This is a genomic window from Tenacibaculum sp. TB-53 (assembly GCF_059716285.2).
In genome coordinates, this window is record NZ_CM202790.1 from 709,824 (window position 1) to 736,413 (window position 26,590).

The window sequence follows — 26,590 nt, forward strand, 5'->3', positions numbered from 1 at the left end:
GAACTTCATATTTTTTTTGTATGAAATTAAATAAATTTATACTAATGAAATTGAAGTATGGCTAAAATGTTAGAATTAATTGTAATTTTATAAAATAATGTTTACCTCTATTTCTAGGTTAATATTAAACTTTTCTTTGATAGTGTGTTGAATATTTTGTGCCAATTCATAAATTTCATTTCCCTTTGCATTTCCGTAATTTACTAAGACTAAGGCTTGCTTTTCGTGGACTCCATAGTCGCCAAAACGCTTTCCTTTAAATCCACTTTGTTCAATTAACCAACCAGCTGGTACTTTAATTTCAGTATCAGAAATAACATAACTAGGAGTATTAGGATACTTTTTCTGAAGTTTTTCAAAATGTTCTCTTGAAATTACTGGATTTTTAAAGAAACTACCACTGTTTCCTATTTCTTTTGGATCGGGTAATTTTGATTGACGTATGGCGATTACAGCATCAGAAATATCTTTTATAGTTGGATTTGTAATATCTTTTGAAGCTAACTCAGACTCAATAGCTCCGTAGGAAGTATTAAGTTTGTGATTGTTTTTAGTGAGTTGAAAACTTACTGAAGTTAACACATATTTCCCTTTGGCTTCGTTTTTAAATATGGAATTACGGTATCCAAACTGACATTCTTCCGCAGAAAAAGAAACTAATTTTCCTGTTTTTATTTCAACAGCTTCTACTTTTGTGATAGTATCTTTTACTTCAACACCGTAAGCACCAATATTTTGGATAGGACAAGTACCTACATTTCCAGGGATTAGAGATAAGTTTTCCAATCCACCATAGTTTTGAGAAACGCACCACAACACAAATTCATGCCAGTTTTCACCAGCATTTACAGTTATGTAGATGTCATTATTATTTTCTCTATCAATAGAAATTCCTTTAATATCAATATGTACAACTAGGTTTTCAATATCTTTGGTAAGTAACATGTTACTACCACCAGAAATTAAAAAAAGATTTTTTTCCTCTTTTAAAAGCTGTTGTAGTTGGTATACAGAAGTAATAGAAACAAAACGTTTGGCATTTACATCAATACCAAACGTGTTGTACTCTTTTAAAGATATGTTTTCTTGAATATTCAATTAACTATTATATTTTTCTAAGGCGATTTTTAATATCTCAACTGAACGTTTTAAATCGGCTTTGTTTAAAACATAGGCAATACGCACCTGATTTTTTCCTTCACCTTCGGTAGAATAGAATCCACTTGCAGGAGCTACCATTACCGTTTCATTATTATCGCTGAATTTTTCTAAAATCCATTGAGCAAAGTCATCAGTATCTTTTACTGGTAATTCAGCAACACAGTAAAAAGCACCTTTAGGATTGGCAACTTTTACTCCTTCAATTTTTTGCAACTCAGAAATCAAGGTATTTCTACGATCCTCATACTCTTCAATAACTTCATCAAAGTAACTTTGAGGAGTATCTAAAGCAGCTTCACTGGCAATTAAGGCATAGGTTGGTGGGCTTAGACGTGCTTGAGCAAATTTAATAGCTGTTCCAATAAAATCTTCGTTTTTAGAAACAATACAACCAATTCTTGCACCACACATGCTGTAACGTTTTGATACAGAGTCAATCATAATAGCATTTTGTTCTAATCCTTCTAAAGCCATTACTGAATTATGCTTTTCACCATCGTATGTAAATTCACGATATACTTCATCAGCAATTAAAAATAAATCATGTTTTAACACAATTTGTTTTAGCTTTTCAATTTCTTCTTTGCTGTATAAATATCCAGTTGGATTCCCAGGGTTACAAATTAAAATTGCTTTAGTTTTTGGAGTAATTAACTTCTCAAAATCTTCAATAGCAGGTAAAGCAAAGTTATTTTCAATTTTAGAAATAACAGGAACTACTTTTACACCTGAAGCTGTAGAGAAACCATTATAGTTAGCATAAAAAGGTTCAGGTATAATGATTTCATCTCCTGGATCGGTAATACTACCAATAGTAAATAATAAAGCCTCTGAACCTCCTGTAGTAGCTATGATATTATTAGCCGTTACATGGATATCATTTTTAGCATAATAATTAGCTAGTTTGGTTCTGTATTCTTCTGAACCTTCAGATCTAGCATATGATAATACTTCAATACTATTGTTTTTTACTGCGTCTAAAGCAACTTGTGGTGTTTTAATATCAGGTTGACCAATATTTAAATGATAAACTTTTGTTCCATTTTTTTTAGCAGCCTCAGCAAAAGGAACCAATTTACGAATTGGTGATTGAGGCATTGCGTTTCCTTTACTAGAAATTGATGGCATTTTTAAATTAAATTAGTTGTTTGAAAGGCAAATTTGCAAAATATATTTGAGAGTATTAGAATGTTTACGATGAAAAAATCGGTTAAAAAAATCATAAAAACCAGAATTTCTAAAATGAAGGTTGTATATTTAAGTATATAACTATAAAATAAGTTCTTTTGAATAGATTATTACTATACTTTTTTATACTTTTTTTAAGTACTTCAGCTTTTACTCAACAAAACTTTCAGTTTTTAGGTAAAGAGATTGATAAACAATCGATAAAGTTTCAGTTAATTAACAATTTAGTCGTTATTCCATTGGAAATTAATGGACACAAACTATCATTTATTTTGGATACAGGGGTAAATAAGACAATTTTATTTAATCTAACTTCTAAAGATAGTATTGGTTTAAATAATGTAAAAAAAGTGTTTATAAGGGGGTTAGGGAGTGGAGCTCCAGTAGAAGCATTATTTTCTAGAGGTAATAATTTTAGAATTAAAAACATAGCTAGTTCTAATCAAGGGTTATATGTTATTTTGAAAGATGCTTTTGATATTTCTGCTAAAATGGGAACAACCATTCACGGTATTATAGGGTATGATTTATTAAAAGATGTTATAGTCAAAATTAATTATGCTAGCAAGAGGATTGATTTTTACAACCCTAAAACTTATAAACTGAATGTATGTAATAGATGTGAAAGTTTTCCTTTACAATTTTATAGAAATAAACCTTACATAGATGTAAATGTGCAAGTTGATACTTTGAAAACAACAATGTTACCAGTAAAATTATTAATTGATACAGGAGGTAGTGACGCAGTTTGGTTGTTTGAGGGAACAAAAAAAGAGTTGAAAACACCTAAGAAGTTTTTTAAAGATATAATAGGAGAGGGGTTTAGTGGTACTATCTATGGAAATAGAAGTAGGCTTCAGAAAATTTCTATGGGAAAGTTTAAAATAAGTGAACCAACAGTATCTTTTTTAGATTCTTCATCAACCTTTAATGCCAGACAATTTAAAGAAAGGAATGGTAGTATTGGCGGAGGAATTTTAAAACGTTTTAAGGTATGGCTTGATTACCCGAATAAAAGAGTAATACTGAAAAAGAACGCTTCATTAAATAGAGGCTTTTATTATAATATGAGTGGTCTACATATAATATATGATGGGCAAGAGTTAATAAAAGAAAAAGGAGCGACTAAGTTTGAAGATGCTTATGGTTCAAATAATCAAACACAAAAAAGTAATGTAATTTCTTTAGTAAGTACATATTTTTATCGTTTTAAGCCTAAGTATAAAATAGATAAAGTAGTAGAAAATTCACCAGCTTTTAAAGCAGGTCTTCAAATTGGAGATGTAATAAAGAGAATTAATGGAAAGGCGGCACATGAATATCATTTAAATGAGATTATAGATATGTTTCATACAAAACCAGGTAAGAAAATAAAGATAGAAGCAGAAAGAGCAGGTGTTAGGCTAAGGTTTATGTTTAAGCTAGAACAAAGAATATAAAAAAAGCTCAACATTTGTTGAGCTTTTTTTATGTATAATAAGTTTTTAGCTATCGCTTACCGTACTTTTCTCTTTGGCAGGAGTTGCATCCTTTACAATGAATCCTTTAATTTTAACTCTTTTTCTTTTGTTTTTAGCATTTGAAATAACAGTTAAAGTTTTAGAAAAACCACCTAATCTTTTTGTATCGTAAGAAACTTCAATTTGTCCTTTTTTACCAGGCATAATTGGTTCTTCAGGTTTAGTAGGTACTGTACATCCACAAGGAGATACGATATCCTTAATTATAATAGGAGCTTCACCTACGTTTGTAAATTCAAATACGCGTTTTCCTTCAGACCCATAAGCTATTTTTCCATAGTCAATAGTTTCAGTTTCAAATTTAAATTCTTGAGCGCTTACTGTTAAGGTAATAAAGCAAACAGCGATAAATGATAAAATTGTTCTCATAATGTTAAAAATTAATTTTTTAGGGTATTAACCGCTACAAATTTAGTATTATTTCTTTAAGTTCTAAAAAAACAACCTCTAATTTTCTGTACCTCATAGATAGTTGTATTTTTGCTAATCGAATTTCAAAAACAATGCCAAAGGTTAAAAAATGTTAAATTATTAACCATAAAGATACACATAACATATGAATATTCCATCAAAATATAATTCCAAAGAAGTAGAAGGAAAATGGTACGATTACTGGATGAAGCACAATTACTTTCATTCAGAAGTAGATGAACGCGAACCCTATACAATTGTTATACCGCCACCAAACGTTACAGGAGTATTACATATGGGGCATATGTTAAACAATACAATTCAAGATGTGTTAATTCGTCGTGCTCGTTTACAAGGAAAAAATGCGTGTTGGGTTCCAGGTACTGACCACGCCTCAATTGCTACTGAAGCAAAAGTAGTAGCGAAATTAAAAGAACAAGGTATTGATAAAAATGATTTAACTCGTGAAGAATTTTTAGCACATGCTTGGGAATGGAAAAATGAGTATGGAGGGATTATTTTAGATCAATTAAAAAAGTTAGGAGCTTCTTGTGATTGGGAACGTACTGCATTTACCATGGATCCTGCATTGTCAGAATCAGTAATTAAGGTATTTGTAGATTTATATAATAAAGGGTTAATTTACCGTGGATATCGTATGGTGAATTGGGATCCTGAAGCTAAGACAACGCTTTCTGATGAAGAGGTAATTTACGAAGAACGTCAAGGTAATTTATATTACTTACAGTACGATATAGTAGGTTCTGATGAAAAAGTAACTATTGCAACTACACGTCCTGAAACTATTTTAGGAGATACAGCTATTTGTATTAATCCAAACGATGAGCGTTTCACACATTTAAAAGGAAAGAAAGCAATTGTACCTTTATGTAATAGAGAAATTCCGATTATAGAGGATGAGTATGTTGATGTTGAGTTTGGTACAGGTTGCTTAAAAGTAACACCTGCGCATGACGAAAATGATAAAACCTTAGGAGATAAGCATAACTTAGAAGTAATCGATATTTTTAATGAAGACGCTACCTTAAATTCTTTTGGATTACATTACGAAGGAAAAGACCGTTTTGTTGTTAGAAAGGAAATATCTAAAGAATTAGAGGAGAAAGGTTACTTAGTTAAAACAGAAGTTCACACTAATAAAGTTGGAACTTCAGAAAGAACGAAAGCGGTAATTGAACCAAGATTATCGGATCAATGGTTCTTAAAAATGGAAGAGTTGGTAAAGCCAGCTATTGAAGCTGTATTAGGAGAAGATAGAGAAGTGAAGTTATTCCCTAAAAAGTTTGAAAACACATACCGCCACTGGATGGAAAACATTCGTGATTGGAATATTTCTCGTCAATTATGGTGGGGGCAACAAATTCCTGCTTTCTACTTTGGAGATGGGAAAGAAGACTTTGTAGTAGCTGAAAATATTGAAGATGCAGTAAAACTAGCCCAAGAAAAAACAGGGAATACATCATTAAGTGTTTCTGATTTAAAACAAGATCCAGATGCGTTAGATACTTGGTTCTCTTCTTGGTTATGGCCAATGTCGGTTTTCGATGGAATTCGTAATCCAGAAAATGAAGAAATAAAGTATTACTATCCAACCAATGATTTAGTAACTGGACCAGATATTTTATTTTTCTGGGTGGCACGTATGATTATTGCCGGATATGAATACAAAGATGAACGTCCGTTTGAAAACGTATACCTAACAGGGTTGGTACGTGATAAGCAGCGTAGAAAAATGAGTAAATCCTTAGGGAACTCACCAGATGCTTTAAAGTTAATTGAAGATTTTGGAGCTGACGGAGTTCGTGTAGGGTTATTATTAAGTGCAGCGGCTGGAAACGATTTATTATTTGATGAAGATTTGTGCCAGCAAGGAAAAGGATTTGCTAATAAAATTTGGAACACCTTCCGTTTAATTAAAGGGTGGGGAATAGACGAAAGTTTAGCGCAACCAGAAACGGCTAAAATAGGATTAGCTTGGTATGAGGCTAAGTTTAATAAAGTGTTGTTAGAAATAGAAGATCACTTTAGTAAGTATCGTTTATCAGATGCTTTAATGGCAATTTACAAGTTAATTACTGATGATTTCTCATCATGGTTATTAGAAATTGTAAAGCCAGGATACCAACAACCAATCGATGCAAAAACATATAAAGCTGTAATAGAAGTATTAGAGAATAACTTAAAAGTATTGCATCCATTTATGCCTTTCTTAACGGAGGAAATTTGGCAACACATTACAGAAAGAACTCCTGAAGATGCATTGATTATAGCTAAATATCCAACAGTAGGAGAAACAAATGAAGAATTGATAACGAATTTTGAATTTGCTACAGGGGTCGTTTCAGGAATTAGAACAATTAGAAAAAATAAAAATATTTCGTTTAAAGACGCGGTTGAATTGTCTGTTGTAAATAACGAAAAGTTTACAAAAGAGTTTGATGTAGTAATTCAAAAGCTAACAAATGCTTCAGATATAAATTATGTTACCGATAAGGTAGAAGGCGCAGCATCTTTCCGTGTAAAATCAAATGAATATTTTGTTCCAATTTCATTGGATACCATTGATGTAGAAGCAGAAATAACTAAGCTAAATGCAGAGTTAAAAAGAGCTGAAGGTTTCTTAACAGGAATTCAAAAGAAGTTGTCTAATGAGCGATTTGTAAGTAATGCACCAGAGCAAGTAATAGCCCTAGAGCGTAAAAAAGAGTCAGATACGTTAGCAAAGATTGAAACAATTAAAGCTAGTTTAGCTTCTCTACAGTAAGTTAATTGTTTTAAATAAATAAAAAACTCCGCTGTAAACTTACAGCGGAGTTTTTATATAGTAAGATACTTTAATTTCTATCAATAACATTTCCAGAGCCTAAAGAAGTCTTATCTATGTCTGAAGGGTTTCCTTTATAATATATACTTCCAGACCCTACTATTGTAGCTTTAATTCTATTGTTAACGGTTACTGATATATCACCAGACCCAGCAATACTAGCTTTTAAAGAACTTGTTTTTAAATCGTATGCTTTTATATTTCCTGAACCACCAATAGAACATTTTAAGTTGTCACTTTTCCCTTTTAGTTTAATGTTTCCAGAACCGCCAATAGAAGTTTTAACAGTATTAGCGTCTACACTGGCTATAATATTTCCGGAACCTCCTAAACCAAAAGAAATTACATCAGCCTTAATACGTTTTTTTGCAATTATATTTCCTGATCCTCCTAAAGCTACGGCTTCAATTTTTTCAAAAGGAATAGTTACTGTTAGTTTTTTTGTGGCTTTAATATTGGTGTTTTGTTTGAAGTGTACATTTAGTTTTCCGTTTTTAACTTCAGTTTCAATGTACTTTAAAATATTTTCTTCTCCTTCTAAGGTTACTTTACCTTCGATTCCGTTAATTAAATAAACATCAAATGAACCTCCAATGTTTACTTTGTCAAAAGAACCAATTTTTCTAGTTTCTGTAGTAACTTTACCGTTTCCTTTAATTTTTTTTGAATTCCACCAGCTTTGTGCTTGTGTTTGAAAGCTAAAAAAAAGAGATAATAATAAGATTGCTAATTTTTTCATTGTAATATAATTTGTAAGTTGGTTAATCATTTAATTTTAAAGAAACACCTCCGTATTTAGATTTTATGGAAATGGTAGAATTAGAATTTCCTTTACCAAAAGTTCCTTCGTAGTATTTTTTTGATGACTTATTAATGCTTTTAAACATGTTTACATAGTTTTCAGGATATCCAAATCCAGCATAACCTAAATCAACAGTAAAAGTAAAGTTGTTGTTACTATTCGTGCCAAGTTTAATTCCTGCATAACTTCCATCAATAACAACACTTTCAAAGCCTTTTTTAATATTTCTAACTCTAACACTACCATAATCGGTATTAACTTTCAAGTTTTTTCTAATAGTACCTATTTTTATGCTAGCATAATCAGAATTACCATTAATGCCTGAGGCATTATCTACAGAAATACTTCCATAATCACTATTAAAATCAACATCGGTTGCAGTACCAATTTTCATGGTAGAATAATCTGCGTTTACTTTTAAATTTTCTGATTTTTGAATGGTTAACTTAGAGTAGTCAACACTTAAGTTTCCTGATTTCATAAAGTTAATTTCAGAAGTACCACAGTAATCTAAATTAATGTTATTAGTTTCATTTAATAATTGGTCAATTTGTATTTTACCATAATCACAATTAATATTAGACTTACCTTCTAATTTATCCAGCTCAATGTTTCCGTATTTATTATTTAAATCAGCATTGTTGGTGATTGGCATTTTAACAAAGTAGTTAATTTTGTAGTTGGTGTTATTACTACCCCACCAAGACCAGCTTGATTTTGTTTTTTCAATAATGGTTCTGGCTTCTACTAAGCTAGGTGTAGCTTCAAATTGAACATCAATTGCTTTTAACTTACGTTCAACATTAGATAAGTCATTACCCTTAACAGTTATTTTGACGTTAATTTCTATTCTGTTTTCGTTCCAAGTAGCTACATTTACATTACCATATTTATTGTTAATGTATAAGGTTGCGTTTTTGTTAACAGAAAATGTTTTACGTATGTTTTTGCTTTTTTCGTGTTTTTTATCATTAGCTACTAAAAGAGTAGGAATGAACAGGAGTAGGAAAAGTACTTTATATAATTTCATCTTCTAATATTTCTAATTTTGCTGGGTTTTGTTGTAATTCTAATCGTAAAAGAAGTTTTTCTAACACATCTAATCGTTGTTGATAATTTTGTATCATTTCTCTGATAATTTGATGTTTATTTTCTCTTTTAGATAGTTCTTTTACGAGCGTTTTGTATTGGTCTTCTAGCTCTTCAATTTCATTTAAAGAATCTTCAATAACCATTTCGGTTTCTAAATTTCTATATTGTTCAACTTCCTTTAATTCTTGATTTATAGTTGTAACAAAAAAGTTTTGAGCTTCTGCCATTTTGGGCGAAATATCGGCTAAGTCGTAGGTGTTTTTTTGTTGGTAACTACCAAGATAAAATCCTAAAATTAATACGATTGACGCTGCTATGCTCATCCAAAAATAAGATGCCCTTTTAGCTTGTTTTGGCGACTTTAGTTTTCGTTGAAATCGATTTAAATGTCCTTGATGAGGCTCGAAAACATCAAAATCATTTTCTTTAAAAAACTGATGTAGTTTATCCTCCATATACTTGTTTTTTATTAGTATTAGCAGCTAATACTTGTTTTAATTTCTTTTTTGCTCTAGATATTGTTGTTCGCACATTTTCATTGGTGTAATTTAATATCTGAGCGATTTCATCATAATCATAACCTTCAACAAGGTTCAAGGTCAATACAATTCTGTAATTATCCTTTAAACTTTGCAAACAGCTTATAACTCTTTTAACTTCTAAAGAACTATAGTCTATCTCAATATCTTCTACTTCGTAGCTAGGAATCACATCCATTCGTACTTCATCATATCGAGTAACTTTCTTTAATTGGGTTAAACTTTTATTAATCACAATTCTTTTTAACCATGCACCAAAAGTAACCTCACCTTTAAAGCTATCTAACTTCATGAAAGCAGTTAAAAATGCTTCTTGGATTAAATCTTCAGCCTCAAACTCGTCTTTTAAGATACGATATGACGTATTATACATAGCTTTGTAATAGTTTTGATAAACCTGCATCTGAGCAGCATTATCGTTCTTTTTACAGCGTTCGATTAGTTGGTTAATATGTGTATGTTGAGACTCCAATAAAATCATTCTACACTAGAGACAATTTAACTTTAAAATTGTGACAGTTTACATCAATAAAAGTAAAATATTTTTTATAGTTTTAAATTTTATATTGATATTTTGTTGATAATTAAAGTGTTGTGTGTTTTGTTTTTTGTTAGGGATCGGAAGATTAAGACAAGTGAAAAAATGAATCAAAATATGTATATTTGACACAATGGTGAATAGTGTTAAAATTATTGAATGTCCAAGGGACGCAATGCAAGGAATTAAAAGTCATTTTATTCCTACAGAGGCAAAGGCTAAGTATATTAATTCACTGTTAAAAGTAGGGTTTGACACTATTGATTTTGGAAGTTTTGTATCACCAAAGGCAATTCCGCAAATGAGAGATACAGCTGAAGTTTTATCGATGTTAGATTTATCTACTACTACAAGTAAACTTTTAGCAATTGTAGCAAATGTTCGAGGAGCAAATGATGCTTCACAATTTGAAGAAATAGATTATTTAGGATACCCTTTTTCAATATCAGAAAACTTTCAAATGCGGAACACGCACAAAACAATTGACCAATCTATAGATACCCTAAAAGAGGTATTAGCTATTGCTAATCGAACAAATAAAGAGGTCGTAGCTTATTTGTCAATGGGATTTGGAAATCCGTATGGAGATCCTTGGAGTGTCGAGATAGTTGGAGAATGGACCGAAAAACTTTCGTCGTTTGGTGTTAAAATATTATCTTTGTCAGATACAATTGGAAGCTCAACACCTGAAGATATAGATTATTTATTCTCAAATCTAATACCAAGTTACCCTCAAATAGAATTTGGAGCTCATTTACATACTACACCAATTAAGTGGCACGAAAAAGTTGATAGTGCATTTAAGGCAGGTTGTCGACGTTTTGATGGAGCTATTAAAGGGTATGGGGGGTGTCCAATGGCTAAAGATGATTTAACAGGTAATATGCCTACGGAGAAATTGTTATCTTACTTTACATCAAATAAAGTAATAACTAATATAAAACCAATGAGTTTTGAAAGTGCATATAATAAAGCCCTAGAAGTTTTTTAAAAAAATGATGAAATTAAATATTGTTTTTCTTTTTTTCTTTATTTCAGCTTTTTCTCAATCTGTTGATAGTGAAAGAATAGGAGTATGGGACGTGAAAGGCAATAAAATAATTAAAAATCATTCTGTAAGTGATGAATTAGCTTCTTATTATTGGAGTGAGTTTAATAGAATTTTTCCAAAAGAGCTCACTCAAAAATATATAAAGCGTATTGTTTTAATGACAGATGGGGTTGATGAAAAAACAGGTGCTTTAGTAGCTTTGAGTTCAAAAAATGATAAATGGCAATTAGAAATTGATATTAGAGATGTAAACTTTGAAACTAAAGATAAAAGAAGATTACACGAGTCTGTTTATACCTTAGTTCATGAGTTTGGACATTTGTTAACACTTAATAGAACTCAAATAAGGCCAACGAATAAAAGAAAGCAAGAAGAAGGAGAGTTATATTTAACTCATGAGGGAGAGGCTTATAAAGATAGTTATATTAACAGGTTTGTTAATATTTTTTGGAAAGGAGCCCTTTTAAACCGTTGGGATGTTATTCAACGAAAATACTGTTATACAGAGGCAAATTGTGTAGAAAAACTATATGATTTATATTTAAATAACAGAACAGAGTTTCTTACAGACTATGCAGCAGAAAGTCCAGAAGAAGACATCGTAGAAAGCTGGACAGCTTTTGTGTTAAGGCCTAAAATAAAGAAGCCTAGAACTATAGCGCATAAAAAAATAAATTTCTTTTATCAATTCCCTGAATTGGTAGAATACAGAAAAATGATTAGGCAAAACACACGTCAATATCTTCACTAAATTTGTAAATTTGATTTCTTTATCAAAGTAAAATCAAATGAAACAAGTTAGAATTCTTATAGTATTTCCCATAATCTTTTTGTTTATAGTTAGTTGTAATTTAAATAAAAAAACAGCTAATGCTTCTACAAACAAATATCAGTTTACAAAAGATGCCGATAAAACGTACTTTACAATACTTCAGTTAAATGATGTTTATGAAATAGCGCCAATACAAGGAGATAAATATGGCGGAATGGCACGGGTGGAAACCGTACACCAAGACTTACTTAAAGAAAATGAACAAACAATGTTAGTGTTGGCAGGAGATTTTTTATCACCTTCTTTGCTTGGAACAATGAAGTATAATGGAGAACGAGTAAGAGGAAAACAAATGGTAGAAGTTATGAATGCTATGAATTTTGATTTAGTTGCTTTTGGTAATCATGAATTCGATTTAAGTTACACACACTTACAAGCGAGGTTAAACGAGAGTAAATTTGAATGGATTTCCGCTAATGTTTTGCATAACATAGATGGTAAACACTCGTATTTTCATAAAATAATTGATGGAGAAAAACATAGTTTAAAAGATTCTTATATAAAAGAATTTGTAAATCCAGATGGTACAAAATTAAAGGTAGGTTTTATAAGTGTTTGTATACCTTCCAACCCTAAGAGTTATGTATATTATGGAGATATGTACGAAGAAATAAAGCAGGCATATAATGAGATTAAAGATAATGTTGATATAGTTATTGGGTTAACCCATGCTTCGCTAACTCAAGACAAAGAAATAGCAAAAATATTACCTAATGTGCCTTTAATAATGGGTGGACATGAGCATACCAATAGTTACGATAAAGTAGGAGAGGTAGTAATTACCAAAGCAGATGCAAATGCTAAAACGGTCTATATTCATAGATTTGAATATGATCCAGCAACTAAGAAAACTCAATTTAAGTCAGAGTTAAAAGAGATTAACGATTCGATAATTTCAAATAAAAAAGTAAAAGCTGTAGTTGATAAATGGCAGGTTGTTTTACAAAGTAAAATTCAAGAAGTAGTTTCTAATCCTTATGAAGTTATATATACAGCTAAAGAACCTCTTGATGCAAGAGAAAGTACTATTAGAAGTGTTCAAACAAATATGGGTAAGATTATAGCTGAGTCTATGAGTTTAGCATACAATAACGAAGTTGACTGTGCATTAGTAAACGGAGGTTCTGTTAGGATAGATGATGTACTAGCAGGAGATATAAATGCCGTTGATATTTTCAGAGTTTTGCCTTATGGAGGTGAAGTTTTAAAAGTAGAAATCAAAGGAAGTCTATTAAAAGAAGTGTTGGACTTTGGAGAAGCTGCTTCAGGAACAGGTGCCTACTTACAACGATTTAATGCTAAGAAAGAAAACGGAAAATGGATTCTTAAAAAAGGAAAACTTCAAGAAGATAAAAACTATACAGTTGCTTTTTCAGATTATTTATTAAGAGGTCTTGATATACCTATACTTTCAAATAAAAGTAAAGATGTAATACATATTTATAAACCAAAAAAAGATGAAATGGCTTATGATATCCGTAAAGCAGTTGTAAACCTTTTTGAAAAAAATAAATAGATTAATTTTACTTCATGTGTAACTAAGTAAAATATGTTAAAAATTATTTAAAATAAGTCTTAATAAGATTTGGTGAAATAAATTTCTTACATAAATTTGCCAGTAAATTTAATTAAAACTTAATCTAAATAAAATGAAAAGAGTATTTCTTTCAATGTTAGCTATATCAGCTCTAGTATTTACATCTTGTTCAGACGATAATGATAATGATGTAAAACCACCAGTGGAAGCTCCAGCTACTTATGCGTTTACTGGTAAAGACGGTAAGTCAAATGTAAGTTTTACTGGGCAAGAAGCACGTTTAGTAATGGCGTCAGAATTAAAGTCCGCTTTAGGAACCAATACAAAAACAGAAGCTCAATTAATAGAAATGTTTAAAGATGGAAAAGGATTTGCAGGTACTGTACCATCTAATAATAAATCTGTAAATGAGAGTGGTAAAAAATTAAGAGGAACAGTTGCATCTGCAACAAACTCTAACGTAGATGCTGTTGAAACAGATGAGTTAAGACTGAAAATGGATGGGTGGATTAAAGACCATGCAACAGAGGTATATGCTAATTGGAATACAGATGCTGCTGCTGGTACAGCAGGAAAATTAACTACAGGTAGTAGAGAAGTTCATGTAAGTGCTAAAGGGGTTGAGTACAATCAAGCAGTAGCTAAAACATTAATAGGAGCTGTAATTGCAGATCAAATGATAAACAAGTATGTTTCTCAAAAATTTATTGATGATAATAAAGCAGATCATGAAGCAGGAAAACCATACAAAGGAGATGATACCAAAAATTATACAGCTTTACAACATGGTTGGGATGAAGCTTATGGGTATTTATTTGGTTTAGAAGAAGATCCTGCAAAACCAGTTAATTCTTTAGACGACAGAAAAGGCTTCCTAAACTCATATATTAAAAGTGTTGATAATGATAGTAAGTTTAAAGGAATTTTTGATGATGTTTATAATGCATTCAAATTAGGAAGAGCAGCAGTAGATGCTAATGATTATGAATTAGCAAGTAAGCAAGCTGAAACTATTAGAGCATCAGTATCTAAAGTAATAGGGGTTATGGCTGCACATTACCTATTAAAAGGAAAAGGAGCTAAAGATGCAAATAGTTTACATGCATTATCAGAAGCATACGGTTTTTTACAATCTTTAAGATTTGTTGAAATTAATGGACAACAAGTTGAAAAAAACCAAATAGCAGGAACTATCGCAATGTTAGAAGCTGATAATGGTTTATGGTCTATTACAGACGATCAATTAGACCAAATTGCATCTAGATTAGGAACCTATTTTGGATTCACAACAGAAGATGTAGTTAGTTTAAACGATTAAAACCATTAAATTAAGATAAATTAAAATAGCCATGTATAGTTACATGGCTATTTTTTTTTATTTTTGCGTGTTTATTTAGATTAATAAAAAATTAATTAAGACAAAATGAAAAAAATCGTATACATATGTGTACTTTCTTTAATCGTTGCATGTAGCTCAAGTAGTAGCGATAATCCTAGTACATCAAACCCAGATGATTTTAATAGAAAAGAGATGTTGACTTTTTGGGCTGATCAAATGATTATTCCAGGATACAATGATTTTGTAGAGAAAACACAATTATTAAACGAAGCAATAAATAAATTTACAACAACAGTAAGCACAGCTAATTTAGTTGAAGCAAGAACTGCTTGGAAAAATGCTTACGTAACTTGGCAAAAAGTTTCTTTATATCAAGTAGGTAAGGCTCAAGAGATAAACATGGTTGGTTATATGAACACAATACCAACTAACGCTACTCAATTAGATGATTATGCTAAGTCAGGGACTTATAACCTAGAGTCACCTAATTTAATAAGTGTACAAGGTTTTCCAGCTTTAGACTATTTACTTAACGGGAAAGGGACTGATGAGGAAACTGTAACTTTTTACACAACAGCAGAAAATGCAGCTAAGTATAAACAATACTTAAAAGATGTAAGTAACAGAGTTTATAATTTATCTAAACAAGTTAAGGATGATTGGAACGGAGGTTACAAGCAAACTTTTATTGAAAATGATGGATACTCAATATCAAGTAGTGTAGATAAATTAGTAAACTTTTATGTTGTAGCTTTTTTTGAAAAACAATTAAGAGACCCTAAAATAGCCAATCCATCAGGAGCAAGAACAGGTATACCAGATGTAACCTTGGTTGAAGGATTTTATAAAAAAGACATTTCTAAAGAATTATTTATAACCGCATTAACAGCAACAAAAAACTTTTATAAAGGAATAGGTTATAATGGAAATAACGGTAAAAGTTTACAGCAATATCTTGAATTTCTAAAAAGAAAAGATTTAGCAGATTTAATAAACACAAACTTTACAAATTTAGAAGATAAGGCAAGTTTATTAAAAGATGATTTTACAGATCAAATTCAAAATGACAAAAATGTGTTTTTAAATACTTATGAGGCTATGCAAACAGTATTAAAAAACTTTAAACCAGATATGATGAGTGCTATGAGTATTAAAAATACTTCGAGCGACGCTGATAATGATTAATACATTACAAAAATACTTCAAAAAAAATACGGAAGCTGCTCCACTTGCAGTATTTCGTATTTTTTTTGGTTTTATGATGTTTTGTAGCATACTACGTTTTTGGTTAAACGGATGGATAGAGGAACAGTATATAAAACCAAAATTTTTCTTTTCATACTACGGATTCGAGTATATAAAACCATTAGGTAATTACACTTACTTATTATTTTTAATTTGTGCAATAGCTGCACTATTTATAATGTTAGGTTATAAATATAGAGCAGCAGCAATTATCTTTTTTTTAAGCTTTACCTACATAGAATTAATGGATAAAAGTTATTATTTAAACCATTATTACTTTGTAAGTTTAGTAGCATTTATTCTAATTTTTTTACCAGCAAATGCTTATTTTTCTGTAGATGCAAAACAAAACGAGAAAATAGCCTATCAAAAAATACCTAATTGGACTATAGATGCTATAAAATTACTATTAGGTATTGTATATTTTTATGCAGGATTAGCAAAACTAAATTCTGATTGGTTGTTTAGAGCATCACCATTAAATATATGGTTACCCGTACAAAACAATTTACCGTTAGTAGGTTTTTTAATGGCTAAAACATGGTTTCACTTTGCTATGAGCTGGGCAGGAGCCATATACGATTTAATAATACCTTTCTTATTATTAAATAAACGAACACGCACAATAGCGTTTATTGCAGTAGTTATATTTCATGTATTTACAAGAATACTATTTTCAATAGGAATGTTCCCTTATATAATGATTGTCTCAACCATTATATTTTTCAATCCAAAAGTGCACCATAGAATACTAAATATCATAGCAGCCATATTTAGAATTTCTAAGGATTATTTCGATCAAGGAAAAACCTTGGTAACTACCCAAAAACTAACATTAACAAGAAAATTTTTAATATTATTTTTTATACTACAAATCATTATTCCTTTTAGGTATTTGTTGTACCCCGGAGAGTTATTTTGGACTGAAGAAGGATACCGTTTTTCTTGGCGTGTTATGTTAACAGAAAAAGCAGGCTATGCAGAGTTTAAAATAATTGATGAAGAAACAAAAAAGCAAGTATATATTGATAATAGCGATTATTTAACAACATTACAAGAAAAACAAATGAGTTTTCAATCAGATTTTATACTTGAATTTGCTCATTTTTTAGGAGACACCTACAAGAAAAAAGGAATGAAAAACCCTAAAGTATATGTAGATAGTTATGTAACATTAAACGGTCGACTTAGCACACAATTTATAGATCCAAAAGTAGATTTATACCAACAAAAAGAAAGTTTTAAACATAAAAATTGGATTATACCATTTAATCATGAAATCAAAATTAAAGGCCTGTAGCATTATTTTTACCTTATTTTTAGCTGTGCAAACAGTAGTAGCACAATATACCATTTCAGGAAAAATAATTGATGAAAAAGGGAACCCTATTAATAATGTTGAAGTTTTTGATGCTTCAGGCGGAAAGTTAGCAATATCAGATGTTCAAGGAAATTATAAAACCAAACCATTGCAATCAGGAAACTATTCATTGGTATTCTTTTCTTATAATTTCGAAATAAAAGAACATGCACTAACTATTACAAATAAAAATATTGTAGAAAACATAACACTTTTAAAGTTAGATGAAGAATTATCAGAAGTAATTATCAATCAAAGACTAAGAAAAGTATTTAGTTTAAAAAGATTAAAAGCAGTAGAAGGAACTGCCATTTACGAAGGAAAAAAAACAGAGGTAGTTTTATTAGACCAAACAGTAGGAAACAAAGCAGCTAATAACGCACGCCAAATATACAGTCAAGTAGTTGGACTCAATATTTACGAAAATGATGATGCAGGATTACAGTTAAACATTGGAGGTAGAGGCTTGGATCCTAACAGAACATCAAACTTTAATACACGACAAAACGGTTACGACATTAGTGCAGATGTATTAGGATATCCAGAAAGTTATTACACACCACCAGCAGAAGCCTTACAAGAAATACAAATTGTAAGAGGAGCTGCATCATTACAATACGGAACACAATTTGGAGGCTTATTAAATTTTAAATTTAATGAACCTAATAAGAGTAAAGAATTTGAGTTCATAACAAGACAATCTACAGGATCTTTCGGTCTTTTCAATTCTTTTAATAGTGTTGGAGGTACAGTTGATAAAACAGGTTATTACGGTTACATAAATTATAAACGAGGAGATGGTTTTAGACCAAATTCAGAATTTAATTCAATAAATATTTATGGTCATGTAAATCATAAACTATCAGAAAAAACAACTTTAACAGTAGAGGCAACATATTTAAATTATTTAGCTAAACAAGCAGGAGGGTTAAATGATAAAATGTTTAATGAAGATCCTTTTCAAAGTAACAGATCAAGAAATTGGTTTCGTGTAAACTGGAATTTGTGGACGGTAAAACTAGACCATAATTTTACAGAAGACACGCGCCTAAGTGTTAACTTATTTGGGTTAAATGCTTCGAGAAAAGCCATAGGGTTTAGAGGAAATTATAAATCAAGTAATGTAAGTCCTATAACGTATGTAGATGAACCTTTTGCAGATGGAAATTATGCTACGAGAGATTTAATTAACGGGCAATATAAAAACTGGGGAACAGAAATTCGCTTTTTATCAAACTATGATTTTAGAGGGCAAAAGAATACTTATTTACTAGGTGTAAAATATTACAAAGCAAATAATTCTGAACAACAAGGAGCTGGATCTAATGGTGTAGATGCAAACTTTACATTTGCAGATGTAGATGCCTATGCCTCATCTAATTTTAAATTCCCCAATACGAACGTAGCATTATTTGGAGAACATATTTTTAAACTATCAGATAAATTTTCAATAACTCCTGGATTTAGATTAGAATACATAAAAACAGGAAGTAACGGAGATTATAAAACAGTATTGTGGAATAATGAAGATCTACAAAACGGAGTGCCGTTACCTAACGGAATTAATACGTTTAGAGACGATAGAACAAAAGAAAGAAGCTTTGCTTTATTTGGTATTGGTGCAAGTTATAAACCATCAACAAAGTTAGAAGTTTATGCAAATGCTTCTCAAAACTACCGTTCAGTAACCTTTAATGACATCCGTACGGTAAGTCCTACTTTTAAAGTAGATGAAAACATAGATGATGAAGAAGGAGGCACAGCAGATATTGGAATAAGAGGGAAAGTTAAAAACATAGTAACCTACGATCTAAGCGGATTTGGACTGTTTTACAATAAAAGAATCGGAATTTTTTGGGTAAGTAGCGGACCCGATGCAGGAGATAGGTTAAGAACTAATGTAGGAGACGCTTTTATTTATGGTTTTGAAGGTTTTACAGATGTTAGTTTGGCAAATGCATTTAAACTGTCATCAAACTACGTGCTAAATACCTATGTAAACCTAGCGTTAACACAATCAGAATATACAGATTCATTAGAAAAATCAGTAATAGGAAATCAAGTAGAGTTTATACCGAACCTAAACTTAAAAACAGGAGTAAAGTTTGGATATAAAAACTTTTTAAGTAGCTTACAGTTAACGCATTTGTCTGAGCAACAAACAGATGCTACACATGCAACAGTAGATAGCACACATCCTAGTTACGGAACAATAGGTCCTATACCAGCATATACAATTGTAGATGCTTCTTTTTCATATTCGTATAAAAAATGGAAGCTAGAAACAGGAGTAAATAACCTGTTAGACGAAAAATACTTTACACGTAGAGCAACAGGGTACCCTGGACCAGGTATTATACCATCCGCTCCGAGAAACTGGTATGTAACATTACAGTTTAAAATTTAAAATAAAGGGAGAAGCTTCGGTTTCTCCCTTTATTATTTATAAGGTATTAATATAACAGCTTTATCGTGTTAATAAAGGCTTTCGAAAACTATTAATAATATTTGCTTTGCTAGCGGAAGAACTAGGAGTTTTATAGAGGAGTATTTATCTAGATACTCCTCTATAAATTATTAACAAACTATTTTTTCTTTTCTTTTTATAATTGTAAATTTAGCCAATAACCAAATTAAAATTATAAAAACATGGGAAACCCAGTAAACGTTAACGGAGTTACATTAACATTAAAAGATTTTAGAAAATTTGACACCAATATTAGTGTTGATAATGTACCTACAGGTCCTTTAGTTAACATGTCTAGAGATGAATCAGGAAACAGTGCAACTCCTAACACCGTAACGGTTTTAGCATATTTACCAGATAACACATTAAACCCAGTAGATAACACAAACGGATTACAACTACAAGGAAATGAAATCTATTTAAATTACTATGGAGTAATGCCAGCACAAATCTTAAACAAAGATGGTGGATACGATACGGTAAGTTGTAGAGATTTTAGAGTAGAGTTTAATTGCGATGAAGTAGCTAGCCAGTACGATTTATATTATGTACAGTTTGCCTATCAATTGGATGAAGGAACTCCATCTGTAGATATGATTTTAGTACGTAGTGAAAATGATGATCCTGAAACGGATAGGGGAACTGTAACTGCGCCTTCTAAACCACAGGAATAGAAGAATTATATGTGTTCGAAAAGGTGTTTGTTGCTTTATGTATTTTCTTTTTTTTCTTTCAGTACTTTAATATTTGGACAGTCAAAAATTGAAGTTAAAGATTTAGATTTTTTCTATTCAAAAAGTGATTCTATTTGTCGTTTCACTAAAAATACAGATTTCTGCAAATTAATTAAGTTTCAAAAAGAAAGAAAGTTTGATTCTTGTTATGTATACTCTTCAAAATTATTAAATAGGACAAGTTCTATAATAGAGAAAGATATACTTAATTATATTCAGGGAGTAAGTGCTATTAATAAAGGTTTAACAAAAAAAGCACTTAGTAGTTTTTTGTCAATATCAGATAATACTTTTTTTAAAAATTTAAAAAAAATAAAGTTAGGATGGTGCTATCTAAATTTAAAGGAATATGATGAAGCAATTACGGTTTTATTGGAATGGGAAAAAAATAGTTCTACAACTAATGCTAGAATAAAAAAAGAAGCATTTCATGACTTAGGCTTAAGTTATCTTCATAAAAAAGAATATATTAAAGCAAAGGAATATTTTCAAAAAGAATTGAATTTAGTTCAGGCTAGAGATACAGCTACTATTATAAGAACTAAAATGGATTTAGCAAATGTCTATTATAATCAATATTTAGATGATGAGGCGATTCCGTTATTTAAAGAAGCGTATGAGCTAGCAAAATTATTTTCTGATTTAGAACTTAAACAATATACAGCCAAAAACATGGCGGTTATAGAGAAGAATAGAAAAAACTACCAAAAAAGTGTAGACTATTATATAGAATACGGTCGTTGGAAAGACTCTATTTGGAACCGCGATAAAATTTGGGAGCTTACAGAAAAAGACAAACAATTAGCCGTAGCTCAAAAGCAACAAGAAATCGTTTTACAAGAAGAACAGTTAAAACGTCAAGCGGTAGTGCAAAAGAGTTTAGTAATTGGAGCTTCGGGTTTATTAGTTTTTCTCGGGTTTTTAGGTTATTTTTATAGAGAGTTAAGAAGTAAAAATAGATTTATAACCCAGCAAAAAGAGGAGTTAAACGTAGCTAACAAAACGAAAGACTATTTATTTTCTGTAGTGTCTCACGATTTACGTTCACCAATTAATACAATTAAACGACAGCACGAAAAGCTAAAACGACAATTAAAAAACAAAGAATACGATGTGGTAAGTGAAACAACCAACAATGCTATTGCATTAACAGAAAGTACAAGTCACTTATTAAACAACGTATTGCATTGGTCGTTAGAGCAAAACAATCAGTTATCGTTTAAGGCAGAAGAATATCCTTTGAAACCATTGGTAGAACAGGCTGTTTATAACTTTGAAGAAATTGCAGAAGCTAAAAACATTGCACTAACTACCATGTTAGAGGCTACTATTTTGGTAAAGGCAGATAAGGAATCCTTGAAAATAGTATTGAGAAATTTGTTAGATAATGCACTAAAATACACAGGAGAAAACGGCAAGATTGAAGTAAAAACCTATAACGACTCTAAAGAATTTAGTACAATTGAGGTTAAAGATACAGGTTTTGGAATTTCAGAAGAAAAATTAGCGAAAATAAAAAGATTAGAAGACTTAAGTATTGACAAAATTAACAGATCTGAAGGGGTAGGTTTGGGTATGTTACTGTGTCAAACACTAATTAAAAAGAATAATGGAAAATTACTCATAGATAGTGAGTTGGAAGTGGGGACAACTATACGAATTTTGTTACCCAACGCAAGCGCATAAATTATGAAAAGACTACAATTACTATTGCTAGAAGACTTAGAAGAAGAAGCTTTAGAACTTTCTTCTTTTTTAGAAGATAATGACTACGAAGTATCATTAGCAAAAAATGCGGTAGAAGCAGAAAAGTTAATTAGAAGCCGCTTTTTTGATGTTATTATTTTAGACATCATGATAAACGGAAGACCAGACGGAATTTCGTTAGCACACCGTTTGAATAAAGAAGGAATTAATGTGCCTTTTTTATTCCTAACAAGTATGCAAGGAAGAGAAATTTTTGATGAAGCAAAACTAACCAATCCGTTAGTATATCTTTTAAAGCCATATAACAAATTAGAATTGTTATTTTCTTTAGAATTGGCAATTGAGTCGTGTTATCAACAAAACAACAGTATTAGTTTAGCATCAAACAATGGTGTAATAAGTCCGTCTTTTTTATTTATAAAGAAGAAAAGAAGCGTGGTTAAAGTAGATGTAGCTGCTATTAATTATGTAGAAGTAAAGGAAAAATACTGTAGTATAATTTGCGACTCAGGAAATTATCTAATAAAGTTATCGCTAACCAAGCTAAAAGACATGCTATCTAATCCAGATTTTAGACAAGTACATAGAAATTACTTAGTTAACGTAAAGAAAATCAAAGAAATTTACTTTGAAGATAATCTTATTGTCTTAGATAATGATGAAAAAATACTCTTTAGTGAGCGTTACAAAACAGCATTTATAAAAGACAATACAATTTTTAGGTAGTTATACCACTTTAGAAACTAAACTTATAACAAAGCCAAAGCCATTTTCAATATTAGAAATAGCTTTGGCTTTTTCATTATTACTAATAGTAGCATCATCAATAAGTTTAAGTGTTTTTATGGCGTTTGCATTGGTAATTTTACTTTCCTTAATAAAAGCATCCACTTCGCTAAGCTTTAGGTTTGTTAAACTAGCCAATTGTTTGTTAAACTCAGCATCAGTTTGTGAAGCAGCTTCTTTAGCTATATTGTTCCAGTCTATAGAGTTCATAATCGTTATTTTTCAGAAATTACTTTTTCAATGGTTATCAATTTATTTAGGGCACTTCCAGTTTTATCAATACTCTGATTAATGGTGTTTTCAACCTTTTTTATATTAATTTTATCACCTGTAAGTTGATCTATTGCCGACAAAGCGTCACTTTCTGTAGTTTTTATGTTTACCGCAGAGTTAATTAAGTTTTGAAGCGAAGTAGTCGCTTTACTATAATCGCTATAATTAGAGTTTAGTTGGTTTAAAATATCTTGTCTTTGTAAATCTAATACACTTTGAAGCGAATCTTTTTTATGATTAATAATAGGAACAATACTATTTAGAATATTAGGTAATTCTTTTTTATAATCTAAAGAATCTGGTAATAAACCCTCAAACTTTTTTAATAGCGTAGGGGTGTACTTATTTTCAATAAATAAATTGATTTTTTCTTTTCGCTCATCAAAAATTTTGTTGACTAAAGCTACATTTAGTTGATGCATATTATCAGCTTCTTTAATAACTTCTTTAGTAAGTGTTACAGTAGAGCTTGGAATACTGGCGCAGGAAAAAAGAAAAAAAGAAAAAACAGATGCATAAAAGTATTTCATAAGTATAGTTAGTTTATAATAAAAAAGAGGTTACTACAGTATTGAGCTAAGTTTGGTTAGTATGTTGTAAGCTCTATTATAATCACTTAACAGTGCAACCTCTTTTATTTTTAGTAATAGTTATTTATTGGGTTTAGGTACAATAAAAATAGATTTAACTCTATCTATAATGCCTTGTAATATGCTAAAAATAGCTTCTGAAGAAAACCCACCAATCAGTGCTAAAACACCTTTATTAAAAAGGTTGATGTCTTCAGGGCTTTTAGTGTAAAATGAAATAATTTCCGACATAATTAGTCCAGCAATAATACCAAGTACTATCTGTGCTAAATAAGAAACAGACTCTTCAGAAACCATGGTTGACTCTCTAATAGAATCGCTAACTCTTTTCAATAAATAAAAAATAACTCCTAAACCAGCAACAGATGCTAAGTAGGAGAGGTTTAAAAGGAGTGGTAATCCAGAGTTATTCATTAAACCTTTATCTAATGAGTTATTATTTACATCAGGAGAAAGCGCAGTAACAATAAATAAAAGTAAAAAGAAAAGAGCTAAAAAAATAAGGTTCCTTACCACAGGAAGCTTACTAAAAATCGATTTGTTTTGTCCTTCTTCACGCAGTGCTTTAGTATATTCTATCGATTTTGGCGTTGCAGGAGCAATGTTTTTAACAAGAATATTATGCGCATTTATCAAGTCGTTTAAACCCTTACTTTCAATGAGAGAATTGACTTCTGTATTAATAGTAATACCATTGTAAATAGCATAGGATAGCATGTTGTTAATTTCAGTAATTAATTCTTTAAATACCTTAGGATAAACATCGGTAGTGTTAACTACTTTCTTGGTATCTTTTATGGGGGTACTGTTCTCCATTAGTTGTAGGTTTATGAATAGGAATAGGGTAAACACATACTAAAATTAAGAATGATATAGAAAAGAATAAGCAGAGAAACCTTGAGCGTATAAAAGTTGATTATTAGCGTTATTGATAGAAGGGTAAAGCAATAAACAAAAGATAAAATATAAAGCGATTTACTTAACTTAAAATTAAAGGTAATTTTTGCATTATTTGTAGTATATTTGCATGCAATTAATTAACAACACACTAAATTGATTGCATATGCAAGCTCATCAAGCTAAAATATTAGGAGAAGGATTAACGTACGACGACGTTTTATTAGTTCCTGCCTACTCAGAAGTACTTCCAAGAGAAGTTTCAATCCAAACAAAATTTACAAGAAACATAACAATCAATGTTCCAATAGTATCAGCAGCTATGGATACGGTAACCGAATCTGCTATGGCAATTGCTATTGCAAGAGAAGGAGGAATAGGAGTGTTACATAAAAATATGACAATTGAGCAACAAGCTCAAGAAGTTCGTAAAGTAAAACGTGCAGAAAGCGGAATGATAATCGATCCGATTACTTTGTCGTTAAGTGCAATCGTTTTAGATGCTAAACAAGCAATGCGTGAGCATAAAATTGGAGGTATTCCAATTGTTGATGAAGCAGGAAAATTAGTAGGAATTGTAACGAATCGTGATTTGCGTTTCGAAAAAAATAACGAGCGTCCTATTGTTGAAGTTATGACCTCTGAAAACTTAGTAACTGTTGCAGAAGGAACTTCTTTAAAAGATGCTGAAGTTATCTTACAAGAAAACAAAATAGAAAAGTTACCTGTTGTTAATGACGATGATAAGCTAGTAGGATTAATTACTTTTAGAGATATTACAAAGCTTACACAAAAACCAATAGCTAATAAAGACTCATATGGACGTTTACGTGTAGCTGCAGCATTAGGTGTAACGCATGATGCAGTAGATAGAGCAGAAGCCTTAGTAAATGCAGGGGTAGATGCTGTGATTATTGATACAGCTCATGGACACACCAAAGGAGTGGTCTCTGTATTAAAAGAAGTAAAAGCTAAATTCCCTGAATTAGATGTTGTTGTAGGAAACATAGCAACACCAGAAGCAGCTAAATATTTAGTAGAAGCTGGAGCAGATGCAGTAAAAGTAGGAATAGGACCAGGATCTATTTGTACAACTCGTGTAGTTGCAGGTGTAGGATTCCCACAATTTTCAGCAGTATTAGAAGTAGCAGCGGCTATTAAAGGAAGTGGAGTTCCTGTAATTGCTGATGGAGGTATTCGTTATACAGGTGATATTCCAAAAGCTGTTGCGGCTGGAGCAGACTGTGTAATGTTAGGTTCATTATTAGCAGGAACCAAAGAATCTCCAGGAGAAACCATTATTTACGAAGGAAGAAAATTCAAATCGTACCGTGGAATGGGATCTGTTGAAGCAATGAAACAAGGATCAAAAGACCGTTACTTCCAAGATGTAGAAGACGATATTAAAAAATTAGTCCCAGAAGGAATTGTAGGACGTGTAGCTTACAAAGGAGAATTACAAGAAAGTATTCACCAATTTGTAGGTGGGTTACGTGCAGGTATGGGATACTGTGGAGCAAAAGATATTGAAACATTAAAAAATACGGGAAGATTTATTCGTATTACTGCAAGTGGAATTAACGAAAGTCATCCACACGATGTTGCTATTACTAAAGAAGCACCTAACTATAGTAGACGATAAACTATAAAGAAACTATAAAACAAAAACGCTGTTA

Annotated in this window: 23 protein-coding genes; 13 read left to right on the forward strand and 10 right to left on the reverse strand. The window is 30.9% G+C overall.

What is annotated here, in order from left to right; genetic code table 11:
• Window positions 1-87 precede the first annotated feature (87 nt).
• Both murB and AC3VJB_RS03210 read right to left on the reverse strand, forming a co-directional pair.
• Window positions 88-1,098, reverse strand: coding sequence for a UDP-N-acetylmuramate dehydrogenase (gene murB / locus AC3VJB_RS03205; protein WP_073182968.1), 1,011 nt, complete (start codon window positions 1,096-1,098; stop codon window positions 88-90).
• On the reverse strand, window positions 1,099-2,289 hold the full coding sequence (locus tag AC3VJB_RS03210; RefSeq protein ID WP_239180505.1) for a pyridoxal phosphate-dependent aminotransferase: 1,191 nt from the start codon (window positions 2,287-2,289) through the stop codon (window positions 1,099-1,101).
• Between the two features lie 158 nt (window positions 2,290-2,447).
• On the opposite strand from AC3VJB_RS03210, the gene AC3VJB_RS03215 reads away from it, so the two are divergent.
• Window positions 2,448-3,788 carry a retropepsin-like aspartic protease gene (locus AC3VJB_RS03215; RefSeq protein ID WP_437824459.1) on the forward strand — a complete coding sequence of 447 codons (1,341 nt, stop codon included), beginning with the start codon at window positions 2,448-2,450 and terminating at the stop codon, window positions 3,786-3,788.
• Window positions 3,789-3,833: 45 nt separating this feature from the next.
• Here AC3VJB_RS03215 and AC3VJB_RS03220 read toward each other — a convergent pair whose 3' ends face one another.
• On the reverse strand, window positions 3,834-4,238 hold the full coding sequence (locus tag AC3VJB_RS03220; RefSeq protein WP_047789497.1) for a DUF1573 domain-containing protein: 405 nt from the start codon (window positions 4,236-4,238) through the stop codon (window positions 3,834-3,836).
• 187 nt (window positions 4,239-4,425) lie between these two features.
• On the opposite strand from AC3VJB_RS03220, the gene AC3VJB_RS03225 reads away from it, so the two are divergent.
• Window positions 4,426-7,065 (forward strand): valine--tRNA ligase, encoded by a 2,640-nt coding sequence (locus AC3VJB_RS03225; RefSeq protein WP_437824461.1) that lies wholly within the window; start codon window positions 4,426-4,428, stop codon window positions 7,063-7,065.
• Between the two features lie 70 nt (window positions 7,066-7,135).
• Here the strand turns inward: AC3VJB_RS03225 and AC3VJB_RS03230 are convergent, their stop codons facing one another.
• The 4 genes from AC3VJB_RS03230 to AC3VJB_RS03245 are packed head-to-tail and all read right to left on the reverse strand — an operon-like array spanning window position 7,136 to window position 10,030.
• Window positions 7,136-7,864 carry a head GIN domain-containing protein gene (locus tag AC3VJB_RS03230; protein ID WP_437824463.1) on the reverse strand — a complete coding sequence of 243 codons (729 nt, stop codon included), beginning with the start codon at window positions 7,862-7,864 and terminating at the stop codon, window positions 7,136-7,138.
• A gap of 22 nt (window positions 7,865-7,886) precedes the next feature.
• A complete protein-coding gene (locus AC3VJB_RS03235) occupies window positions 7,887-8,957 on the reverse strand; it encodes a hypothetical protein (RefSeq protein WP_497666746.1) in 1,071 nt (356 codons plus the stop codon).
• Window positions 8,944-9,474: a hypothetical protein gene (locus tag AC3VJB_RS03240; RefSeq protein WP_394421321.1), complete on the reverse strand. Its 531-nt coding sequence runs from the start codon at window positions 9,472-9,474 to the stop codon at window positions 8,944-8,946. The genes AC3VJB_RS03235 and AC3VJB_RS03240 overlap by 14 nt, the downstream gene beginning before the upstream one ends.
• Window positions 9,464-10,030, reverse strand: a complete 567-nt coding sequence (locus AC3VJB_RS03245; protein ID WP_394421319.1) for an RNA polymerase sigma factor — start codon at window positions 10,028-10,030, stop codon at window positions 9,464-9,466. The genes AC3VJB_RS03240 and AC3VJB_RS03245 overlap by 11 nt, the downstream gene beginning before the upstream one ends.
• A gap of 199 nt (window positions 10,031-10,229) precedes the next feature.
• Here AC3VJB_RS03245 and AC3VJB_RS03250 point away from each other — a divergent pair, with 199 nt between their 5' ends.
• From AC3VJB_RS03250 to AC3VJB_RS03295, 10 genes are all read left to right on the forward strand, one after another.
• A complete protein-coding gene (locus AC3VJB_RS03250; protein ID WP_047789502.1) occupies window positions 10,230-11,087 on the forward strand; it encodes a hydroxymethylglutaryl-CoA lyase in 858 nt (285 codons plus the stop codon).
• A gap of 4 nt (window positions 11,088-11,091) precedes the next feature.
• Window positions 11,092-11,898, forward strand: coding sequence for a hypothetical protein (locus tag AC3VJB_RS03255; protein ID WP_047789503.1), 807 nt, complete (start codon window positions 11,092-11,094; stop codon window positions 11,896-11,898).
• Window positions 11,899-11,935: 37 nt separating this feature from the next.
• Entirely contained in the window at window positions 11,936-13,495 is a 1,560-nt protein-coding gene (locus AC3VJB_RS03260) for a bifunctional metallophosphatase/5'-nucleotidase (protein WP_497666747.1), read from the forward strand.
• A 133-nt stretch (window positions 13,496-13,628) separates the two neighbouring features.
• The gene (locus tag AC3VJB_RS03265; RefSeq protein WP_497666748.1) at window positions 13,629-14,834 is read left to right on the forward strand and encodes a DUF4856 domain-containing protein; all 1,206 of its coding nucleotides are present in this window, start codon (window positions 13,629-13,631) and stop codon (window positions 14,832-14,834) included.
• Between the two features lie 105 nt (window positions 14,835-14,939).
• Complete coding sequence (locus AC3VJB_RS03270; RefSeq protein WP_497666749.1) at window positions 14,940-16,040, forward strand: imelysin family protein; 1,101 nt, start codon at window positions 14,940-14,942, stop codon at window positions 16,038-16,040.
• Window positions 16,033-17,400: an HTTM domain-containing protein gene (locus tag AC3VJB_RS03275; protein WP_437824471.1), complete on the forward strand. Its 1,368-nt coding sequence runs from the start codon at window positions 16,033-16,035 to the stop codon at window positions 17,398-17,400. The genes AC3VJB_RS03270 and AC3VJB_RS03275 overlap by 8 nt, the downstream gene beginning before the upstream one ends.
• Window positions 17,375-19,867, forward strand: a complete 2,493-nt coding sequence (locus AC3VJB_RS03280) for a TonB-dependent receptor domain-containing protein (protein ID WP_497666750.1) — start codon at window positions 17,375-17,377, stop codon at window positions 19,865-19,867. The genes AC3VJB_RS03275 and AC3VJB_RS03280 overlap by 26 nt, the downstream gene beginning before the upstream one ends.
• Window positions 19,868-20,109: 242 nt before the next feature.
• The gene (locus AC3VJB_RS03285; protein WP_159611589.1) at window positions 20,110-20,601 is read left to right on the forward strand and encodes a hypothetical protein; all 492 of its coding nucleotides are present in this window, start codon (window positions 20,110-20,112) and stop codon (window positions 20,599-20,601) included.
• A 30-nt stretch (window positions 20,602-20,631) separates the two neighbouring features.
• Window positions 20,632-22,347, forward strand: a complete 1,716-nt coding sequence (locus AC3VJB_RS03290) for a tetratricopeptide repeat-containing sensor histidine kinase (RefSeq protein ID WP_497666751.1) — start codon at window positions 20,632-20,634, stop codon at window positions 22,345-22,347.
• A gap of 3 nt (window positions 22,348-22,350) precedes the next feature.
• Window positions 22,351-23,094, forward strand: a complete 744-nt coding sequence (locus AC3VJB_RS03295; RefSeq protein ID WP_497666752.1) for a LytR/AlgR family response regulator transcription factor — start codon at window positions 22,351-22,353, stop codon at window positions 23,092-23,094.
• Here AC3VJB_RS03295 and AC3VJB_RS03300 read toward each other — a convergent pair whose 3' ends face one another.
• The 3 genes from AC3VJB_RS03300 to AC3VJB_RS03310 form a co-directional block, all read right to left on the reverse strand.
• The gene (locus tag AC3VJB_RS03300) at window positions 23,095-23,364 is read right to left on the reverse strand and encodes a hypothetical protein (RefSeq protein WP_047789511.1); all 270 of its coding nucleotides are present in this window, start codon (window positions 23,362-23,364) and stop codon (window positions 23,095-23,097) included.
• Window positions 23,365-23,369: 5 nt separating this feature from the next.
• Window positions 23,370-23,957: a hypothetical protein gene (locus AC3VJB_RS03305; protein ID WP_167713943.1), complete on the reverse strand. Its 588-nt coding sequence runs from the start codon at window positions 23,955-23,957 to the stop codon at window positions 23,370-23,372.
• 120 nt (window positions 23,958-24,077) lie between these two features.
• Window positions 24,078-24,833: a hypothetical protein gene (locus tag AC3VJB_RS03310; protein WP_167713942.1), complete on the reverse strand. Its 756-nt coding sequence runs from the start codon at window positions 24,831-24,833 to the stop codon at window positions 24,078-24,080.
• A 247-nt stretch (window positions 24,834-25,080) separates the two neighbouring features.
• Here AC3VJB_RS03310 and guaB point away from each other — a divergent pair, with 247 nt between their 5' ends.
• Window positions 25,081-26,556, forward strand: a complete 1,476-nt coding sequence (gene guaB, locus AC3VJB_RS03315) for an IMP dehydrogenase (RefSeq protein WP_167713941.1) — start codon at window positions 25,081-25,083, stop codon at window positions 26,554-26,556.
• Window positions 26,557-26,590 lie beyond the last annotated feature (34 nt).

Excerpts from the sequence above, each read along its gene's own strand:
- AC3VJB_RS03210 (WP_239180505.1), bottom strand. The coding sequence starts at position 2,289 with ATGCCATCAATTTCTAGTAAAGGAAACGCAATGCCTCAATCACCAATT.
- AC3VJB_RS03280 (WP_497666750.1), top strand. The coding sequence starts at position 17,375 with ATGAAATCAAAATTAAAGGCCTGTAGCATTATTTTTACCTTATTTTTA.
- AC3VJB_RS03220 (WP_047789497.1), bottom strand. The coding sequence starts at position 4,238 with ATGAGAACAATTTTATCATTTATCGCTGTTTGCTTTATTACCTTAACA.
- AC3VJB_RS03285 (WP_159611589.1), top strand. The coding sequence starts at position 20,110 with ATGGGAAACCCAGTAAACGTTAACGGAGTTACATTAACATTAAAAGAT.
- AC3VJB_RS03265 (WP_497666748.1), top strand. The coding sequence starts at position 13,629 with ATGAAAAGAGTATTTCTTTCAATGTTAGCTATATCAGCTCTAGTATTT.
- AC3VJB_RS03295 (WP_497666752.1), top strand. The coding sequence starts at position 22,351 with ATGAAAAGACTACAATTACTATTGCTAGAAGACTTAGAAGAAGAAGCT.
- AC3VJB_RS03230 (WP_437824463.1), bottom strand. The coding sequence starts at position 7,864 with ATGAAAAAATTAGCAATCTTATTATTATCTCTTTTTTTTAGCTTTCAA.
- guaB (WP_167713941.1), top strand. The coding sequence starts at position 25,081 with ATGCAAGCTCATCAAGCTAAAATATTAGGAGAAGGATTAACGTACGAC.
- AC3VJB_RS03240 (WP_394421321.1), bottom strand. The coding sequence starts at position 9,474 with ATGGAGGATAAACTACATCAGTTTTTTAAAGAAAATGATTTTGATGTT.
- AC3VJB_RS03275 (WP_437824471.1), top strand. The coding sequence starts at position 16,033 with ATGATTAATACATTACAAAAATACTTCAAAAAAAATACGGAAGCTGCT.
- AC3VJB_RS03260 (WP_497666747.1), top strand. The coding sequence starts at position 11,936 with ATGAAACAAGTTAGAATTCTTATAGTATTTCCCATAATCTTTTTGTTT.
- AC3VJB_RS03270 (WP_497666749.1), top strand. The coding sequence starts at position 14,940 with ATGAAAAAAATCGTATACATATGTGTACTTTCTTTAATCGTTGCATGT.
- AC3VJB_RS03310 (WP_167713942.1), bottom strand. The coding sequence starts at position 24,833 with ATGGAGAACAGTACCCCCATAAAAGATACCAAGAAAGTAGTTAACACT.
- AC3VJB_RS03300 (WP_047789511.1), bottom strand. The coding sequence starts at position 23,364 with ATGAACTCTATAGACTGGAACAATATAGCTAAAGAAGCTGCTTCACAA.
- AC3VJB_RS03305 (WP_167713943.1), bottom strand. The coding sequence starts at position 23,957 with ATGAAATACTTTTATGCATCTGTTTTTTCTTTTTTTCTTTTTTCCTGC.
- AC3VJB_RS03255 (WP_047789503.1), top strand. The coding sequence starts at position 11,092 with ATGATGAAATTAAATATTGTTTTTCTTTTTTTCTTTATTTCAGCTTTT.
- AC3VJB_RS03250 (WP_047789502.1), top strand. The coding sequence starts at position 10,230 with ATGGTGAATAGTGTTAAAATTATTGAATGTCCAAGGGACGCAATGCAA.
- AC3VJB_RS03235 (WP_497666746.1), bottom strand. The coding sequence starts at position 8,957 with ATGAAATTATATAAAGTACTTTTCCTACTCCTGTTCATTCCTACTCTT.
- AC3VJB_RS03225 (WP_437824461.1), top strand. The coding sequence starts at position 4,426 with ATGAATATTCCATCAAAATATAATTCCAAAGAAGTAGAAGGAAAATGG.